The sequence below is a fragment of the Citromicrobium sp. JLT1363 genome (assembly GCF_000186705.1).
Lineage (GTDB): Bacteria > Pseudomonadota > Alphaproteobacteria > Sphingomonadales > Sphingomonadaceae > Alteriqipengyuania.
Genome location: NZ_AEUE01000001.1, coordinates 13,875 through 30,995 on the forward strand (window position 1 = coordinate 13,875; position 17,121 = coordinate 30,995).

General features: G+C 63.4%; 18 protein-coding genes. 7 read left to right on the forward strand and 11 right to left on the reverse strand.

What is annotated here, in order from left to right:
- Positions 1–6: 6 nt before the first annotated feature.
- Together cutA and ADAD_RS0100090 are read right to left on the reverse strand one after the other, a co-directional pair.
- Positions 7–318 carry a divalent-cation tolerance protein CutA gene (gene cutA, locus ADAD_RS0100085; protein WP_010407805.1) on the reverse strand — a complete coding sequence of 104 codons (312 nt, stop codon included), beginning with the start codon at positions 316–318 and terminating at the stop codon, positions 7–9.
- Positions 315–1,385 carry a COX15/CtaA family protein gene (locus tag ADAD_RS0100090; RefSeq protein WP_010407809.1) on the reverse strand — a complete coding sequence of 357 codons (1,071 nt, stop codon included), beginning with the start codon at positions 1,383–1,385 and terminating at the stop codon, positions 315–317. The genes cutA and ADAD_RS0100090 overlap by 4 nt, the downstream gene beginning before the upstream one ends.
- Before the next feature lie 114 nt (positions 1,386–1,499).
- Between ADAD_RS0100090 and ADAD_RS15260 the strand changes: the two genes are divergently transcribed.
- Both ADAD_RS15260 and thiS read left to right on the forward strand, forming a co-directional pair.
- Complete coding sequence (locus tag ADAD_RS15260; RefSeq protein WP_010407812.1) at positions 1,500–1,907, forward strand: MerC domain-containing protein; 408 nt, start codon at positions 1,500–1,502, stop codon at positions 1,905–1,907.
- Between the two features lie 19 nt (positions 1,908–1,926).
- Positions 1,927–2,919 (forward strand): sulfur carrier protein ThiS, encoded by a 993-nt coding sequence (gene thiS, locus ADAD_RS15265; RefSeq protein ID WP_010407813.1) that lies wholly within the window; start codon positions 1,927–1,929, stop codon positions 2,917–2,919.
- Between the two features lie 25 nt (positions 2,920–2,944).
- On the opposite strand, the gene ADAD_RS0100105 is transcribed toward thiS, so the two are convergent.
- On the reverse strand, positions 2,945–4,327 hold the full coding sequence (locus tag ADAD_RS0100105; RefSeq protein WP_139020281.1) for a hypothetical protein: 1,383 nt from the start codon (positions 4,325–4,327) through the stop codon (positions 2,945–2,947).
- 217 nt (positions 4,328–4,544) lie between these two features.
- On the opposite strand from ADAD_RS0100105, the gene ADAD_RS0100110 reads away from it, so the two are divergent.
- Positions 4,545–5,081: a hypothetical protein gene (locus ADAD_RS0100110; protein ID WP_010407817.1), complete on the forward strand. Its 537-nt coding sequence runs from the start codon at positions 4,545–4,547 to the stop codon at positions 5,079–5,081.
- Positions 5,082–5,137: 56 nt separating this feature from the next.
- Here ADAD_RS0100110 and ADAD_RS0100115 read toward each other — a convergent pair whose 3' ends face one another.
- From ADAD_RS0100115 to ADAD_RS0100135, 5 genes are all read right to left on the reverse strand, one after another.
- A complete protein-coding gene (locus tag ADAD_RS0100115; protein ID WP_237700698.1) occupies positions 5,138–6,664 on the reverse strand; it encodes a hypothetical protein in 1,527 nt (508 codons plus the stop codon).
- 378 nt (positions 6,665–7,042) lie between these two features.
- Complete coding sequence (locus tag ADAD_RS0100120) at positions 7,043–7,432, reverse strand: cupin domain-containing protein (RefSeq protein WP_010407822.1); 390 nt, start codon at positions 7,430–7,432, stop codon at positions 7,043–7,045.
- The gene (locus ADAD_RS0100125; protein WP_010407827.1) at positions 7,429–9,240 is read right to left on the reverse strand and encodes an AMP-dependent synthetase/ligase; all 1,812 of its coding nucleotides are present in this window, start codon (positions 9,238–9,240) and stop codon (positions 7,429–7,431) included. The genes ADAD_RS0100120 and ADAD_RS0100125 overlap by 4 nt, the downstream gene beginning before the upstream one ends.
- Before the next feature lie 67 nt (positions 9,241–9,307).
- Complete coding sequence (gene ggt / locus ADAD_RS0100130) at positions 9,308–11,074, reverse strand: gamma-glutamyltransferase (protein WP_010407829.1); 1,767 nt, start codon at positions 11,072–11,074, stop codon at positions 9,308–9,310.
- 8 nt (positions 11,075–11,082) lie between these two features.
- Positions 11,083–12,117 (reverse strand): quinone-dependent dihydroorotate dehydrogenase, encoded by a 1,035-nt coding sequence (locus ADAD_RS0100135; RefSeq protein WP_010407834.1) that lies wholly within the window; start codon positions 12,115–12,117, stop codon positions 11,083–11,085.
- 205 nt (positions 12,118–12,322) lie between these two features.
- Between ADAD_RS0100135 and ADAD_RS0100140 the strand changes: the two genes are divergently transcribed.
- Complete coding sequence (locus tag ADAD_RS0100140; RefSeq protein WP_139020282.1) at positions 12,323–12,718, forward strand: hypothetical protein; 396 nt, start codon at positions 12,323–12,325, stop codon at positions 12,716–12,718.
- A 102-nt stretch (positions 12,719–12,820) separates the two neighbouring features.
- On the opposite strand, the gene ADAD_RS0100145 is transcribed toward ADAD_RS0100140, so the two are convergent.
- Positions 12,821–13,468, reverse strand: a complete 648-nt coding sequence (locus tag ADAD_RS0100145) for a hypothetical protein (protein ID WP_010407838.1) — start codon at positions 13,466–13,468, stop codon at positions 12,821–12,823.
- On the opposite strand from ADAD_RS0100145, the gene ADAD_RS16930 reads away from it, so the two are divergent.
- Positions 13,467–13,607 carry a hypothetical protein gene (locus tag ADAD_RS16930; RefSeq protein ID WP_010407840.1) on the forward strand — a complete coding sequence of 47 codons (141 nt, stop codon included), beginning with the start codon at positions 13,467–13,469 and terminating at the stop codon, positions 13,605–13,607. The genes ADAD_RS0100145 and ADAD_RS16930 overlap by 2 nt on opposite strands.
- Positions 13,608–13,773: 166 nt before the next feature.
- On the opposite strand, the gene ADAD_RS17335 is transcribed toward ADAD_RS16930, so the two are convergent.
- Entirely contained in the window at positions 13,774–13,968 is a 195-nt protein-coding gene (locus ADAD_RS17335) for a KTSC domain-containing protein (RefSeq protein ID WP_083825524.1), read from the reverse strand.
- 95 nt (positions 13,969–14,063) lie between these two features.
- On the reverse strand, positions 14,064–14,978 hold the full coding sequence (locus tag ADAD_RS0100155; protein ID WP_010407844.1) for an IS1595 family transposase: 915 nt from the start codon (positions 14,976–14,978) through the stop codon (positions 14,064–14,066).
- Positions 14,979–15,136: 158 nt separating this feature from the next.
- Between ADAD_RS0100155 and ADAD_RS0100160 the strand changes: the two genes are divergently transcribed.
- Both ADAD_RS0100160 and sufB read left to right on the forward strand, forming a co-directional pair.
- Positions 15,137–15,559, forward strand: coding sequence for an SUF system Fe-S cluster assembly regulator (locus tag ADAD_RS0100160; RefSeq protein WP_010407847.1), 423 nt, complete (start codon positions 15,137–15,139; stop codon positions 15,557–15,559).
- A complete protein-coding gene (sufB, locus tag ADAD_RS0100165) occupies positions 15,556–17,049 on the forward strand; it encodes a Fe-S cluster assembly protein SufB (RefSeq protein ID WP_010407850.1) in 1,494 nt (497 codons plus the stop codon). The genes ADAD_RS0100160 and sufB overlap by 4 nt, the downstream gene beginning before the upstream one ends.
- Positions 17,050–17,121 lie beyond the last annotated feature (72 nt).

Genomic DNA, 17,121 nt, shown 5'->3' on the forward strand with positions numbered 1-17,121 from the left:
TCCCGCTCATCCGGTCAGGCCGGCAAGCCAGTCGGCCGTGGCCGCGCCTTGCGCCTCCGCGCGCCAGCCGAGAATTACAGGCGTATCATAGGGGTGGAGCGTCTCGAGGCGCGCGACTGCATCATCCAGCCGCGCTTCGTGTGTCTTGAAGAGCACGGCGAACTCCTCGCCCTCTCCGCGCTCACCCTCCCACTCGAACATGGCTTCGATCGAGCCCAGGAGGTTGGCGCAGGCCACGAGTTTCTCGTCGAGCAACCGCGCGGAGACCGCCCGCGCATCCGCGCGGTTGGCGAACACCGTGTAGATCAGCGCGCTCACTCGCCATGCCCCTGGGGACGGCGGCCGACAGCGTGGGCGGCAGTCGCAGTGGCTGCGACCAGCAATGCACCGGTCACCTGGTGCGCCACCGCGATCCACAGCGACACGCCTGTCACCACGGTCACGATACCCAGCAGAACCTGCCCCATGGCCAGTCCGATCAGCGCCTTGCCCGCATTGTCTTCGCGCGAGAGCGCGCGCAAGCCGAGCCACAGCAGCGCCCCGAAGGCCGCCCAGGCGAACCAGCGATGGAGAAAATGGAGCAGGAAGGGATCGTGGGTAACGGCGAAGAACAGGCCTTGCGACAAGTCGGCCTCGGGCACGATGCGCTCCTGCATCAGGGGCCAGGTATTCGACGCGTGCCCGGCATTGAGCCCCGCGACCCAGGCGCCGAGCAGGATCTGAAGAAACAGGACAGCGCCGGCGAGCATGGCGATCGGGCGGAACCTGGCAGGCCGCGCCGCCCGGTCCCGATCGAGCGCCTGGAGATCGAGTGCGGTCCACACCAGCCCCGCCAGCGTGACCAGTGCGGTACACAGATGGATCGACAGCCAGAAATGGCTCACATCGGTCATCGTGCCTCCCAAGCCTGAGCGGACCATCAGCCATCCGAACACGCCCTGAAGACCGCCCAGCGCCAGCAGCGCCAGCAGGCGCGGTGCGTAGCCTATGGGAATCCAGCCCCTTATCCATGCGAACGCGAGCGGCAGCGCAAAAGCGAGGCCGATGACGCGCCCGAGCAGGCGGTGGAACCACTCCCAGAAGAAGATCGCCTTGAAATCGGCGAGCGTCATGCCCGCCGGGCCCGCCTCGTAGCGGTATTCGGGCGTCGCACGGTATTTTGCGAACTCGGCCTGCCACTGCGCGTCGCTCAGCGGGGGAAGGACGCCCGAGGCGACGTTCCATTCGGTGATCGACAGGCCCGATTCGGTCAGCCGCGTGATGCCTCCAACCGCGACGATCAGCACGACCATCGCCGCGACCGCCAGCAGCCACCACGCCAGCCAGCCGGGACGACTCCGATCGTGCGCAAGATCGCTGGACTGATCCAAAGGTGTGCTGGCCATGCCGTATGAATGCGTAAGGCGTGAAGGACTTGCAAGCGCGCAAACCCGCATGGGCATTGAATCTTCTGCAAGCACGCCCTTGCCGAATGAAACAACATAACATAAATGCCCTGCATGGATCGGCCCTACGCCTCTAACCGCATGAAGCTGGATGCGATCGGCATTGCGCTGTCCGCGCTGTGCGCGGTCCATTGCGTGCTGACCATCGTGATCATCACTTCGATCGGGTTGGCCAGCCACTGGCTGCTCTCTCCCGAACTGCATCGGTGGGGCCTCGCCGCCGCGACGCTGATCGCCGGAATCGCTATCGGGATGGGGGTGGCCCGGCACCGTCGTTGGTTGCCCCTCGCCATCGCCTCGGTGGGTTTGGCGCTGATGGGCGGCGCACTGTTGGGCCCGCACGGCACGCAGGAAGCGCTGCTTACCATCTCGGGCGTGGCGCTCGTCTCGGTCGGCCATCTTCTCAATCTTCGGCGCGGCGCGGCGATGAATGGCCCGGATGGCTTGCGCGAAAAGCGCTGAGGCCCCAAGTCGCCCGCCTATGAGCGACACCAAATCGATCCGGCTGAACGGCGAGAGCCGCACCACCTCCGCCACAAGCATTGCCGCGCTGGTGCGCGAACTCGGCCTCGCGCCGGAGAAGGTCGCGGTCGAACATAATGGCGAGATCGCGCCGCGCTCGCAGCTGGGCGAGATTGCGCTGGGCGAAGGCGACACGCTGGAGATCGTGCATTTCGTAGGCGGGGGCGACCACGCGCAGCCGGATGACGACACCTGGACCGTGGCCGGACACACCTTCCGCTCCCGCCTGATCGTGGGCACCGGCAAGTACAAGGATTTCGCGCAGAACGCCGCCGCGCTGGAAGCCAGCGGGGCCGAGATCGTCACCGTCGCGGTGCGGCGCGTCAACGTGTCGGATCCGAATCAGCCGATGCTGACCGACTTCATCGACCCCAGGAAGGTCACTTACCTTCCCAACACCGCCGGGTGCTTCACCGCAGACGAAGCGGTACGCACGCTGCGGCTGGCGCGCGAGGCGGGCGGCTGGGATCTGGTCAAGCTGGAAGTGCTGGGCGAGGCGAAGACGCTCTATCCCGACATGCGCGAGACGCTGCGGGCGACCGAGACCCTTGCCAACGAAGGCTTCCACCCGATGGTCTATTGCGCGGACGATCCGATCGCCGCCAAGCAGCTGGAAGAGGCGGGCGCGGTGGCGATCATGCCGCTCGGCGCGCCGATCGGTTCGGGCCTGGGCATCCAGAACCGCGTCACCATCCGCCTGATCGTGGAAGGGGCGAGCGTTCCCGTGCTGGTCGATGCAGGTGTCGGCACGGCATCCGATGCAGCCGTAGGCATGGAACTGGGCTGCGACGGCATCCTGATGAACACTGCCATCGCCGAGGCGAAAGACCCGATTCGCATGGCCCGCGCGATGAAGCTGGCGGTGCAGGCCGGGCGCGACGCCTACCTTGCGGGACGCATGGCAACGCGAAAATATGCCGATCCCAGCAGTCCGCTTGCGGGGCTGATTTAAAGCGGACTTAATGCTCCGCCAAGGTTCAGGCAATCTCCGCCGCGAAGAATTCGTCCAGCTTGGGGCCGTGCTCTGCACAAGCATGCTCGAGTAGCGCGAGCTGCAACTCAAGGGGGAAAGACAGGCGGTGCGTCTCTGAGGAGCGCAAACGGTTGCAGATGCGTAGCAGGTCTTCGGTCGCACGGCTCCCAGTTGGCTTTAATCGATAGGCTTCTGACTTCGCGAAACGCCCTGAAAGATCGCTTTCCTCGGCAGTGTACTGGCTGATCTTGTCCAACTCGTCTGCCGAACAGGAAAGGCGAGAGATGAAGAAAAATTCCGGCTTTCCGCCTCTGAAAAGATAGACACAGAATCCCAGGGGCATTGCTCTGACCGTCACTGCGTCGATCAGGGTGTTCACCTCCGCCGTAAATTCGTCGGCACACGCGATACCCAGTTCCTCAAGCAATTCGCGCTTGCTTGCACTGGTAAGCCAATCGACAAGCGAACCCTCGCAACCTGCGTCGTGTAGATCGTCTTCGTCGAGCGACCCAGATCCGCTCGGAGCGACCAGCCCTGCCGACTGGAGGTTCTGCTGAGTCTGGTCGACCAGGATCAAGTAGTGATCGGATGTGAAAGCCAGGGTCGAAACTCCAATTTGGTTTGCACAATCCGATTGTTCCAATCCACGAAAAACCAAATCTGCGCCTTCTGCCTGCAGAAACCCCGAGAGACCGTCATATTGGCATTCGCGACTGTGGCGATTGATCACTTCCTTGAAGGACAGATCATTGGTCGCAAGCGTCGCCAGATAATTGGTACGCTGAAATTGCACCACTTGGGGGAAGTTTCCGCTCTCATCGCGCACCAGATCCGTTCGCATGCGTATCTTGCGATCATTGCTAAATCGGCGCGCCGATGCAGTCCGGCTGAATTCGATGAATGGGGCTATAGAGTCGCGGACGGCAGGCGGGCCGTCGTACTGGGAAGTATCATGTGTGTATTTCGTACTGTTTGCCCGCCCCGAAATCAGCCATGAGCTGACCTCTGGGCTCCAAGCACCAAAGCCATGATGGAGGTATTCTATCCTGTAGCCGCTTTTCAGATAGGCCTTGGGTAGTACAATGCGGTCCGTCAGCCTCACCAGAGAATAGGTAGCGTAGTCTATCACCTTGAGAGTGTTGAACCGGTCGAGCGTTCGTTGGCGAAGCGCCCTCAACTGCTTTCGGTCCGCGAAGAACTGGCGAAAGGTGCCGAGAACCCCTAGCGCAGTAGCGGGTAGACCGATGAATGCGGTCAGGTCGCCAGTCCATGTCAGGAATAGCATCGCGACTGAGAAAACGGTGAGGGCTACACCAGCCCAAAATGCGATACGATTGCCTTTGCCCAAGTCCTGGAGATCGTCCCGTCTGTCGACGAGCGCCTGCACCCGGGCTTCGTGAGCTCTTCGTAGTCGCCGCACTTGAATTTCGTATCGAAGCTCCGCTGTGATGGTACGAAATCCAAGCATTCCCCGGATCATGCATCTTGCGCTTTGCCAAGCCAACCCTCCCCGTAAGTGGCAAGCGAAAGCAGACTTAGCGGATTGTTAACCAAGTTCGGCGAAACATGCTCCCCATCGGATGAAAGCCCGATGGAGGGGCACGATGGCGACCAAGAACAACACCACCAGCCTGAGCATCGCGGAGATGCGCGAATTTGCCAGTTTCTCGCCCTGCGAGCAGCGTTTCATTCGCCGCAACCTCGATATCGGCCTCGGCCGGTGCGACGCGTTCAAGCTGTGGGCCCGCAATTCTTCGGAAAATGTCGCGATTCGCCGCCAGTATGTCGCCTATCAGGATCTCAAAGCCCTGCGGCGCTCCATCCCGGGTGCCGATGGCGGCGAGGCGATCTCGCCCTTCATGGGCCAGCTCTCGCGCCTTGCATCATTCGATCTTGCGCAGGAACGGCTCGACGGTTTCTCGCCCTTCCGCTTCCTTTACGAACGCCTGCTTGGCGCCGATGTGCGCCCCTGGCTGCCCAGCGCCTTCTGTGCCGGGGCCGCCATGCCGAACCTGCGCCCGGCACGGCGCAAGCTGCTGCTGCAAAGCCTGAGCGAAGCGGCCGCGACGGCGCCCGCCTGGTCCAGCCGCGCACCCACGTTCTATCCCGAATATGTCGATCTTGAAGACGAGGCGGCCTGAACCGGCCTGAACCGGACCGCCCCTTGCGAGCGGCCCGGCACTGACGGCGAGTCGGTTCAGAACGCGACCTGCGCGCCTGCCAGAATCACATTCGTATCCGCATCCTGGTTCGACCAGGTGCCGCCATCGGGGAAATTGCCCCCCGACAGGAAGTTGAGCGGGACGTAACCGTTCACGCGGATGAACTCGCCGAACAGGTTCACGTTCGGTGCGGGGAACCACGACCCGCCCAGCACGATCTGGTTCTGCCGCCGCCAGGGGGAGCCTTCCTCACCCGAAATGAACTTCGAGAATTCCGCCGACAACGCGAATTCGCGACGTTGCATCGTCAGGCTCTCGGCCCCGAAGCCGAAGCGGCCGCCGACCGTGAACGCCTCGGGCTTCACTGCGTCATACACGCTCCGCGGATTGGCCGGATCGGGCACGGCGGTGCCCGCCCATTCCTTCGTCGTCTTCGCATATTCGCCAATCAGCGTCAGCGGACCATAGGTCAGCTTGCCATAGGCGGCGATGCCCGGGTTGTTGTCCTGACACGGGTTGAAGTGCGTGACCGGATAATCCTGGCAATAGGCGGTCCCGCGCTGGTAGCTGGCACCGGCCATCAGCGCATTGCCTTCCCCGCCGAGGTCGATCGTGTAGCGCGCATCGACCGCGAAGTTGTTCGCGCGCGAGGGCACGCTGGTGCCCAGCACCGGCACGTTCGCCGAACGGAACTGCGCGCCGCCTTGGATGATCATCCCGCGCACATGCAGCCCGCCCGAGACGAAGCCGACCTGCCCGCCATAGGCGAGCCCCGCGAAGGCGTGCCAGTTGGTCGAATTGGTGAACGGGTTGACCGTGTCGTTGAGCCCGAAGGGCGTGTCCATCTTGCCGATCAGGGCATAGACCGGCAGCTGGTCCAGATCGCCGAACATCACCCAGCCGCGCCGCAGCTGGATCTGGTTGCGCGCCAGCGCGGTGATCGTCCCCTGACCGAAGCTCTGTTCCGGATCGTACAGCAGTTCCGCATAACCGGTGACGTTGGGCAGCAGCCGCGCGGTCAGCGCGAGGTTGGCCGAATGCAGCACCACTTCGGAAACATTGTCGCCCAGCTGGTTGGCGCTGGTCGGGTGGCGCATGAGGTAGCCGAACTTGGAGTCGACCGTCGCCCACTGATAGTTCGCGATCGCGGTGATCCCGCCCGACAGCGTGACCCGGTCGGTCAGCTCGCCCGATTGCAGCGCGGCCAGCTGGACCAGCGGCTTCGTGTTCACGTTCTCCGCATGGTCGAGCATCTGGTACGCATAGGCGGCGTTGGTGCCGACGAAGTTCTCCGACCCGGTTACCTGCATCTCGCGCGGGTCGTCGGCTTCGGTGACCACGTCGACCGGGCGGGCTGAGCCTGCCGTCGTTGCGACGCGCGCCGTGCCGGGTATCTCGGCTTGCGCAGCCGCTGCGGGCACCTGCGCGTCGGACGCCGCGACGACGACATCACCTTGCGCGGTGTTCACGCTGCGCAGGTCTTCAAGCTGCGCGCGCAGCTGCTCGTTTTCGCTCTGCAGCGCATCGAGCCGGTCTTCGAGCGCTTCGAGACGCTCGAGCACGGCCGAGTCCTGAGCCAGAGCCGGCGTCGCCAGCGAGAAGAGCGAAATACCCCCCAAAAGGATTGCGCATCGGCGCACACGGCCGCGTGTTGCGGTTGAGCAACTATTGGTGTTCATCATGTATCCCTATGTCCAAACGGCGGCGCCATTCAGATTGCAAATAACGACCCCGATATAAGTGCAATCCCCAAAAACCGCCGATTGGCGCGTTATCGCGCGTCTCCTTTTCTGCCAAGGCTCCCATTGTGGGCTGCGCGAAAAAAAGTTGCTATCGGGCAACACCGGCTGCCGCGGTAGGGGCGGGGCAGGCGTTTGCCCGAGTGCGGGCGGATCTCGATTTCGGTAAGAACTCGCCAGCGCGGCGCTGGCAGGAGTGGCCTAGCGCTCTTCCACCATGAGGTAGATCACCGGCGTATCGCCGACATTGACCACCTCGTGCCACGCTGTCCCATCGCTCGAATAGTCCGAGCCTGTTTCCAGCGTGACGGTCCGAACCCCTGTCCCGTCGGTGATCCGCATGGTTCCGCCACTCAGCGCGTAGCCGTAATGGGCCGGATGGAAGTGCCTTTCGTGGCCAACGCCGGGCGGAAACGTGCAGCGCAGCACGCGATGAGTCTGCGTCTGGTGCTGCAGCGTGCAAACGCGCGCTCCCTCCCAGCCCGCTTCCAGTGCGCTCGGCAGGGGTTCGGGCGCGGCGCTGACGCTGGCGCAGGCCGATGCAAGCACGGCACCGCCGGCAAGCAGCGCCAGTCGATAAATCGCGCTCATCCGCGGTACAGCCCGTCCAGCCGGTCGCCGTAGCGTTCGCGGATCTTGTGCCGCCGGATCTTCATGCTCGGCGTCATTTCCTCGTTCTCGATGGAGAAGGGTTCGTCCGCGAAGGCAAAGCCGCGCACTTTTTCGACCACCGACAATTCGGAATTCACGCGGTCGACGGCCTTGCGGATCGCCGCGCGGAATTCGGGCAGCTCCTGCGCCTTCGCGCAATCGAGCGGCTTGCCCTGCGCCTTGCACCAGTCCAGCGCCCATTCGGCATCGGGCACGATCAGGCCGACGATGTAGGGCCGGCGATCGCCCGCGACCATCGCCTGACCGATCTCGGGCTGCAGGGTCAGCATGCCTTCGACCTTCTGCGGCGCGACATTGTCGCCCTTGTCGTTGACGATCATGTCCTTCTTGCGGTCGGTGATGACGATCCGGCCCTTGTCGTCGATATGGCCGATATCGCCGGTGTGCAGCCAGCCATCCTGCAGGGCGCGATCGGTCTCCGGCTGGTTCTGCCAGTAGCCGTGCATCACCAGTTCGCCGCGGCACAGGATTTCGCCGTCCTCGGCGATCCGGATCTCCACGCCCTTCATCGGCGGCCCGACCGTATCCATGGAAACGCCGGCCGACGGCCTGTTGCAGCTGATGACCGGCCCGGCCTCGGTCTGGCCGTAGCCCTGCATCATCGGCAGGCCGAGTGCCTGGAAGAAGGTGCCGACTTCGGGATTGAGCGGAGCACCGCCCGATACCATCGCCTTGATCCGGCCGCCGAACTTCTGGCGAATCTTGGGGCGCAGCAGCCGCCCGACGAGCAGATCCATCGGCTTGTCGCGCAGCCGCTTCTTCCCGTTCGGGCCCGCCCGCTCCTCGATTTCGAGCGCGCGGTCCATCAGGTAGCTTGCGGCACCGCCCTGCTTGGCGATCTGCTTCATGATTCTCGTGCGCAGCACTTCGAACAGGCGCGGCACCACGACCATCACCGTGGGGCTCGTTTCCTCGATATTGCTGGCGAGCTTCTCCAGCCCTTCGGCGTAGAAAATCTGCGCGCCCACGCCGATCGGCAGGAACTGCCCGCCGGTATGTTCATAGGCGTGGCTGAGCGGGAGGAAGGAGAGAAAGCGCTCGTCATCCGAAAGCTTGAAATCGTCGATCAGGATGTCCGCCGCGCCCGCCACGTTGCACAGGATCGCGCCGTGGTGCTGCAGCACGCCGCGCGGCGCGCCGCCGGTGCCGCTGGTGTAGATGATGCAGGCGGTGTCCTTGCGGCCGATTCCCGCGATCCGTGCCTCGACCGCACTGCGCGCCGCCTTGGCATCGCCTTCGATCATGCTCGCCCAGCCGTGGCAGGCAAGGTTGCCGCCCTGGTATCCGCGCACGCTTTCGATCGGGATGATGTGTTCGGCAATGCCGGTGTGAAAGATCGCCGGGATCAGCGGCCCGGACAGCTTCTCGTTCGAAACGATCACCGCCTTCGCGCCCGAATTGTCCAGGATATGGATGTGATCGCGTTCGGTATTGGTGATGTAGGCGGGCACGGTGATGCAGCCCGCAGCCATGATCGCCAGATCGGCAATGCACCATTCGGGGCGGTTCTCCGACACCAGCATCACCCGGTCGCCATCGGTGAGGCCCAGCCCGCGCAGGTTTTCGGCAAGAATGCAGACCTGTTCGGCGGCTTCCCGCCAGCTGATCGTCTGCCACTCGCCAGCGACCTTGCGCCCGAGGAAGGGCTTGTCACCGCCTTCGTCGGCGCGTTGCAGGAACAGCGAGACGAGATTGCTCGCCTGTTCGATCTCTCTAAGCTGCGTCAAAGGCGCACCTGCTCCCAGTTTTTGGTCTGTTTATAACGGTGCAGCGCGGCCTAGGCTCCCGCGAACCCTACGGCAAGCTGCCAGAAGGAAGCTGCGTCGTGTCCTCATGCCGGGTATAGGCGACCCCGCGCAGCCTTGGATCATAGGCCGCAACCCAGCCTTGGGGCGTTTTGAGCGCCCCGTTGGTGCGGAACAGGAAGTCGCTTGGGATCACGCTTTCGTGGCCGAGCGCGTTGAACTGCGGTGCGGCATCTTCGAACCAGCTGCCCTTCTCGACGATCAGCCGGTCGCCGAAGATCATCACCATGGGCAGGGCGAGCGCGTCTTCGAGGTCCAGGCCGAAGTCGATCACGCCGATAATCGTGCGCGCGGTCTGTATCGGGATCGTCGCGCCGCCCGCCGCACCCAGCGCAAGAAAAGGCTCGCCCTGCGGATCATAAACGACCGTGGGCGCCATCGAACTGCGCGGACGCTTCCCGCCCTGCACGCGGTTGGCGGAAAGCATCCCGTCCCGCACCGGCGCGAAGTCGAAATCGGTCAGCTCGTTGTTGAGGTAGAACCCGCCGAAGCGCAGGCCCGATCCGAATGCGCCTTCGATGGTGGAGGTATAGCTGACCATGGTGCCGTCGGCGCCGATGGCGACGAAATGCGTCGTGCCGCTCTCCGGATAGCCTTCCCCCGCGGGCGTGGGCGCGGGCGCGCCGGGCGGGGTGCCGGGCGTGACGCTGTCCATCCGCCGGGCCGGGTCGATCAGGAGCGCGCGGCTGGCGAGATAGTCCGGATCGATCAGCCCTGCGGTGGGCACCTCCACGAAATCCGCATCGCCGGTGTAGATCGCGCGGTCCGCATAGGTGAGGCGCTGTGCCTCCACGAACAGGTGCCATGCCTCGACCGAGCGCGGGCCGAGCGCGGCGAGATCGAAGCGTTCGAGCTGTTCGAGAATGCCGATCACCGCGATCCCGCCCGAGGATGGCGGGCCCATGCCGCATACCTTGTAACCGCGATAATCGCCGCATACCGGCGCGCGCTCTCGCGCTTCGTAGGCCGCGATATCGGCGGGGGTCATCGCCCCGTCGCGCGGGGTTTCGGCGGCGATGGTCTGGGCCAGGGCCGTGGCTGAGTCGCCTTCGTAGAAGGCCTGGGGGCCTGCGCTTGCGATCCGTTCGAAGGTGGCTGCAAGGTCTGGCAGAACAATGCGTGTCCCCACCGGCCTGGGCGTGCCGTCCGCCTGATAGAACAGCGCGCGCCCTTCCGGGGTATGGCCTGCCCGATCGAACTGGCCTTCGAGCGAGGAATGCAGCCTCTCGTTGAGAACGAAGCCCTCGCGCGCAAGGGCAATCGCGGGCTGGAACAGCGCCGCCCAGGGTAGCCTGCCGTGCTCTGCGTGGAGCTTCGCGGCGACCGCGACATTGCCGGGCACGCCCACGCTCAGCCCGCTGATCGTCGCCTCAGGTCCGGGCAGGGGATTGCCGTCCTCGTCCAGAAACCATGCGGGCGTTGCGGCGAATGGCGCCGTTTCGCGCCCGTCGTAGCTCTGCACCGTACCGTCGGGCGCGCCGTAGAGGATGAAGCCTCCCCCGCCGATTCCGGAACTCTGCGGCTCCACGACCGTGAGCGCGAGCATCGTGGCGAGCGCCGCGTCGACGGCATTGCCGCCTTGCGCCAGCATTGCTTCAGCCGCCGCCGTGGCGCGCGGGTCCGCCGAAGCGACCGCCCCGCCGAAGGTGGAAGCCGTCGGTGTCGGTGCCGGCGGCGTGAGCGGTGCGTCCGGCACGCTGGCACACGCGCCGAGCGAGACGATGGCGGCAAGGCCGGCGAGCGGGCGAAAGAGCATGGCGATCCTCAGCTTTGCGATCCGATGGCCTCTTCAATCGAGGCAAAGCCTGCGCGCTGCAACCTTTGCTTGAGGCCGCGCGCGATCCGTCGCCCCAGCGTCGGTCCCTGATAGACCATCGCGGAATAGAGCTGCACCAGGCTGGCGCCCGCCACGATCCGCTCCCAGGCGGCATCCGCGCTGTCGATCCCGCCTGCCGCGATCAGCGGGATTTGCCCGCCGGTGGCCTTGCGGAAATCCTTCAGTCGCTGGAGCGCGATGGGGGCGAGCGGCGCGCCGGAAAGGCCGCCAGCCTCCAGCGCATGCTTCGACCGGAGCGGCGGGCGGGCGAGCGTGGTGTTGGAGATGATGAGCGCCGCCAGCGGGCTGTCGCCGGCGATCTTGGCAATCGCATCGATCTCCTTCGGCTCCAGATCCGGCGCGAGCTTGAGGAATACGGGTGTGGTCCGCTCTCCGCGCGCCTCGAAGACCCCGTCCAGCAAGTCCTTCAGCGCATCGCCCGCCTGCAGGTTGCGCAGGCCCGGCGTGTTGGGGCTGGATATATTGACCGTCAGATAGCTGGCGAGCGGCGCCATCAGTTCGGTCAGCAGCGCATAGTCTGCAATGCGATCATCGCTGTCCTTGTTGGCACCGATATTGATGCCGACGACGCCGGGACGCCCCACGCGCTTGCGCAGCCGTTCGTGCGCGGCCTGTGCCCCGCCGTTGTTGAACCCCATGCGGTTGATGACGGCGCGGTCCTCCACCAGCCGGAACAGGCGCGGTTTGGGGTTGCCCGCTTGCGGGAACGGCGTGATCGTTCCCACCTCGACGAAACCGAAGCCCAGTCCCAGCAGCGCGTCGGGCACCTCGGCATCCTTGTCATAACCGGGCGCAACCCCGACGGGCGAGGGAAAGGTCAGTCCGCCGAGCGACACTGCCAGCGCAGGGTCGTGCCGGGGCGGCTTGCCGGTTGGCATGCGTTTCAGTCCGGCGAGCGACAGGCGATGCGCGCGCTCGGGATCAAGGGTGAACAGCAGCGGGCGCAGGGCTGGGAACAGCATGGCACCATGCCCTATGCCGCCCGTGGATCGCTGTCGACAGCCCTTTCCACCAGCGTGGCCGCAAGGCGGTCGGACCGCAACACTTCTCATGGAGGACCGCAGGGGCGCGGGCGGACTGTCCGATCTACCAGTGTGCACCACATGGTGCAGGGATTACGTTGCCCTTCGATCCCGCCCGGCGGGGGCGATATGCTCGGAGGTGACGATGAAACGGTACGGTTTGGGCATGATGATCTGCGTGCCGCTGTGCATGACGGCAGCCGGGGCGAAGCTGGACGAAGCAGGCGTGGCTGCGGCAACCAACCTCGACGAAGCGGTCATCTGCCAGATCGTCACGCGAGAGGCCGCGAATACGCGCGTGAAATCGATCCACCCGGCGCGCGACTGGGACAGTGCGGTGGAGATCCTCTACGCATCGAGCATCAGCAGTCCCGATGGCCTCCGTCCCGAACCCAAGGCAGAGGAACTGACCGCCGACTTGCAGCGCCGCAAGGGAACGACCAAGCGCGACGAAATCAGGTTCACCAAATGGCTGACGGACAAGGTGAACGGGTGCGATGCGGCGATGACGAAGATTCTGGCAATTATATACTTTACTTAGCAGGCGCCGAGTCGCATATATCGGGCCTGCGATGTCAACGTAGGTGCCAAATGGCTGACGCCACTGAGATTGAGATTACGCCTGAGATGATTGATGCGGGGGTTAAAATTCTGCGTCGTGAGTTCGGCGGAGAGTCGGAAGGTCGGAATCGGTTTGTCGACTTTCCTGAAGCGGTCCGTGAACTTCTTCAAACTTGCGAAGCGCAGCGGTAATTCGCCGATCCCTCTTTGTGGCAAACGCGAAGCTCGCAGCCTCAGTCGCCAATATAAGTTGCTCAAGATCGTCGATGACCTGCTGGAGGTCTTCGGCTGAGAGCTTTTGATGTTTGGGGGGCTTGGTCGAGCGCGGGGACTTTATCTTGGCGTGCAGTTTATCCGTTCTGCCATGCACCACATACTCGGCGTGGATGAGCTCGTTGCGTCGATCTGCGAGCGTTTTGGTTTTTTCAATAACATAATTGAGGATGCCTGCTTGCTGCTTGGTCAGTTTCACGGTTTGCAGGGCGAGGGCTAGCAGGTCGCGGCGAGCTTGGTGCGTCGGTTGGCGCTCCCAAATGGCCATTGCGTATTCCGGTCGCTTGGAGGCAATTAGCTTGCTGTAGATCTTGGCCAGCTTCAGCTCCTGGCGATTCCACAGTATTGTGATAACGCCGATCATCTCCGCTTCTTCAGGGAAGAAATCGCGTATCTCGTGCTGGTGCTCAAGCTCACCTAGAGGCCAATACCAATCTGCTTTAGGATCACGAGCCATGAAAGACACCAAACAAAGCGAAGAAACCTATTCCGAAGAAGAAACCAAACGCCGCCGGGAGGCAGCGCTAAAGCGGATGCTGGCGACCCCGCCCAAGCCGCAAGAGAGGGTCAAGAAGGGCGGGAAGCGCAAAAAGTGATGACATGGACCGTGCGCTTCTGGCGCGCTCTTCTTTCCCTTGCTCCCACTCACAGCCTCCAAGAGGCTTTGGGCGGTAGGGAGGGTGTTGTCGCTCGCTTCCTTGGCCCCGGCGAAACTATGAGCCTCGATGTTCGGGGCGTATGCTGGGTGACGATCAACGAGGATTAGCACTGATAACGCCCGTCGATATGGGCGTTGAAGTATCGGCCCTTCGATGGGGCGTTACAAAGTCCTTCCCATATGTGCTGGGGCACGTTGCAGTAGTCATAGGGCTTCCCCTCGGGAAACCAGATCGTCAGACCCCCGGTCGCTGAATTGTATTCGGCTCGCTTGATCGCACTCGAATTGAAATAAGGCATTTGTCACCCCGCTCGCTAAAATACATAATCGCTTAAATCACGATTGAGTCCAGCGTTTGCGAGGCGTTCCGATCTGGCGGGGTATCTCCGCAAACCTAGGCGGCGAGTTTATCAACCCGCCGATAGGTCAGGCGGCGACCAATACCCCCGCGCAGGATTTCGCTAGCGCGCTCCGCGTCGTTCATGTCGCGGGTATTGTAGCGTAGATCGAACTCGGCACAGTAGCGACCAAGGTGGGCCTCGCTCATGTGGTGATAGGTGCCGATCACGCCGCGCTTGAAGATCGAGAAGAAGTTTTCGGCGCTGTTCGTGTGGTCGGTGCCATCGCGGGTGTATTCGCCCGCACCGTGGTTCACGGCAGAGTGTGCAGCGAACTCTTGGCCGAGACGGAAGTAAATGTGGCTGCGGTCGGTCTGTAGCGTGCTGGCTCGGTCGATATTGGTCACGATCAGGCTGCGAACGTCCTTGGCGTTGACGTTGGCGACATGGAACGAGCGGGCAACGCCAGTTTCGCGGTCGATCAGGGAGACGACAGCCTTCTTCTTGGCAGGCTTGCGGTGGGCACGGTTCTTGGCCTTGCCGCCAACGTAAGTCTCGTCGGCTTCAACCGACTTACCAGCGCCGCCCATGGGGCCAGTGGGGGCGGCGCCTTCCATGGCTTCACGGATGCGATGACAGAGGAACCACGCGGTCTTGTAGGAAACGCCGATCATGCGGCCCATCTGCGCCGCGCTCATGCCCTTCTTGGAAGCGGCCATGATGTGCGTAGCCAGAAGCCACTTGTGCAGGGGAACGTGGCTGCGCTCCATAACGGTGCCAGTGCGGACGGTGAACTTGTCGCGGCAATCGTTGCAGAGGAACATACCGGCTTGGGTCTTGCCACCCATCTTACGGACAGCAAGCGAACCACAGTGCGGGCACACAGGCTCGCCATTCCAGCGCTCCGCTTCGATGTGAGCGGTGGCCTTGGCTTCGTCATGGAAGATCGGGTTGGTGATGTTGATGTCCATGCCCGAGTATATGCCACGAACAGGATGCTAAGTAAAGTATATAATTGCCAAGATTCTCGACGCCCGCTGAAGCGCGGCGAGGATGGCAAAAGACGCTAACGACTCGCAAGAGTCGGGTTTTGGTTGAAATCGGACTGATTTAATCCGAATTGGGCGCCATGCGCCTCAGCAACCTCGCCGATTATGCCATTCTCATCATGGCCGCCGCCGCCAAGCATTGCGGCGGTGCGCGCACGAGCGCGTCGGCGCTGGCCGAGGAAACCGGCCTTCCCGTTCCCACCGCGCAGAAGATCGTCAGCAAGCTCTCCGCAGCAGGGCTGCTGCGCTCAACCCGCGGCGCGGGTGGCGGATTGCAGCTCGCGCGGCCCGCGGCGGCGATCAGCATGGCCGATATCGTCGAGGCGATCGAAGGCCCGATCGCGCTCGTCTCCTGCATCGATACCGGTGACTGCGCCGTGGAGCACGAGTGCAGCGTCAAGCCGCACTGGCCGGTGGTCAATGCTGCCGTGCGCCGCGCGCTGGCGGATGTTTCGCTCGCAAGAATTGCGGGCGCAGCCCCTGTGAAGAAAGAACTGGCATGAACGAAACCATCGACCTCAAGAACCCCGAGCAGGATCGGGAAGCCAGGGAAGCCGCCGCAAAGGCCGCCGACTACGAGTTCGGCTGGCATTCGGACATCGAAACCGACTACGCGCCAAAGGGGCTGAGCGAAGACACGGTCAGGTTCATCTCGGCCAAGAAGAAAGAGCCCGAGTGGATGCTCGAGTGGCGTCTGAAGGCGTTCCGCAAGTGGCTGACCATGACCGAGCCGGACTGGGCGAAGCTCGGCTATCCGGAAATCGATTACCAGGACGCGTATTATTACGCCGCGCCCAAGAAGAAGGAGGAGCTCGAAAGCCTCGACGAGCTCGATCCCGAGATCAAGTCGGTCTACGACAAGCTGGGCATCCCGCTGGCGGAGCAGGAAGTGCTCGCCGGCGTGAAGGGCGCGCGCAAGGTTGCGGTGGATGCGGTGTTCGATTCCGTCTCGGTCGCCACGACCTTCCGCGAGGAGCTCGAAAAGGCGGGCGTCATTTTCCGCTCGATCTCCGAAGCGATCCGCGAATATCCCGAGCTGGTGAAGAAGTGGCTCGGCAAGGTCGTACCGCAGAACGACAACTACTTCGCCTGCCTCAACTCGGCGGTCTTTTCGGACGGCACCTTCGTCTACATCCCCGAAGGCGTGCGCTGCCCGATGGAGCTCTCCACCTATTTCCGCATCAATGCGGAGAACACCGGCCAGTTCGAACGCACGCTGATCGTCGCCGAAAAGGGCAGCTATGTCAGCTATCTCGAAGGCTGCACCGCGCCGATGCGCGACGAGAACCAGCTCCACGCCGCCGTGGTCGAGCTGGTCGCGATGGACGATGCCGAGATCAAGTATTCGACCGTGCAGAACTGGTATCCCGGCAACTCCGAAGGCGTCGGCGGGATCTACAATTTCGTCACCAAGCGCGGGCTGTGCCAGGGCGCGCGCAGCAAGATCAGCTGGACGCAGGTCGAGACCGGCTCTGCGGTTACGTGGAAGTATCCGAGCTGCGTGCTCAACGGTGAGAATTCCGTGGGCGAGTTCTATTCGGTCGCGGTCACCAACAACCACCAGCAGGCCGATACCGGGACCAAGATGATCCATAACGGCAAGGGCAGCCGTTCGACGATCATCTCCAAGGGGATCAGCGCCGGGCAGAGCAACAACACCTATCGCGGCCTTGTCCGCGTGGCCGCCAATGCCGAGGGCGTGCGCAACCGCACCGAGTGCGATTCGCTGCTGCTGGGCGACCGCTGTGGCGCGCACACCGTGCCCTATATCGAGGTGAAGAACCCCACCGCGCAGATCGAGCACGAGGCGACCACCTCCAAGATCTCCGACGACCAGCTGTTCTACGCGCAGCAGCGCGGGCTGGACGAGGAAGCGGCGATTGCGCTGATCGTCAACGGCTTCGCCAAGGAAGTGCTGAAAGAACTGCCGATGGAATTCGCGGTCGAGGCGCAGAAGCTGCTGGCGATCTCGCTGGAAGGCTCGGTCGGATGAGCACAACCCTCTCCCCCCTCGTCATCCCGGCCCCCGAGCCGGGATCCCGCTTTTTCCAGCGTGGCGCAAAAG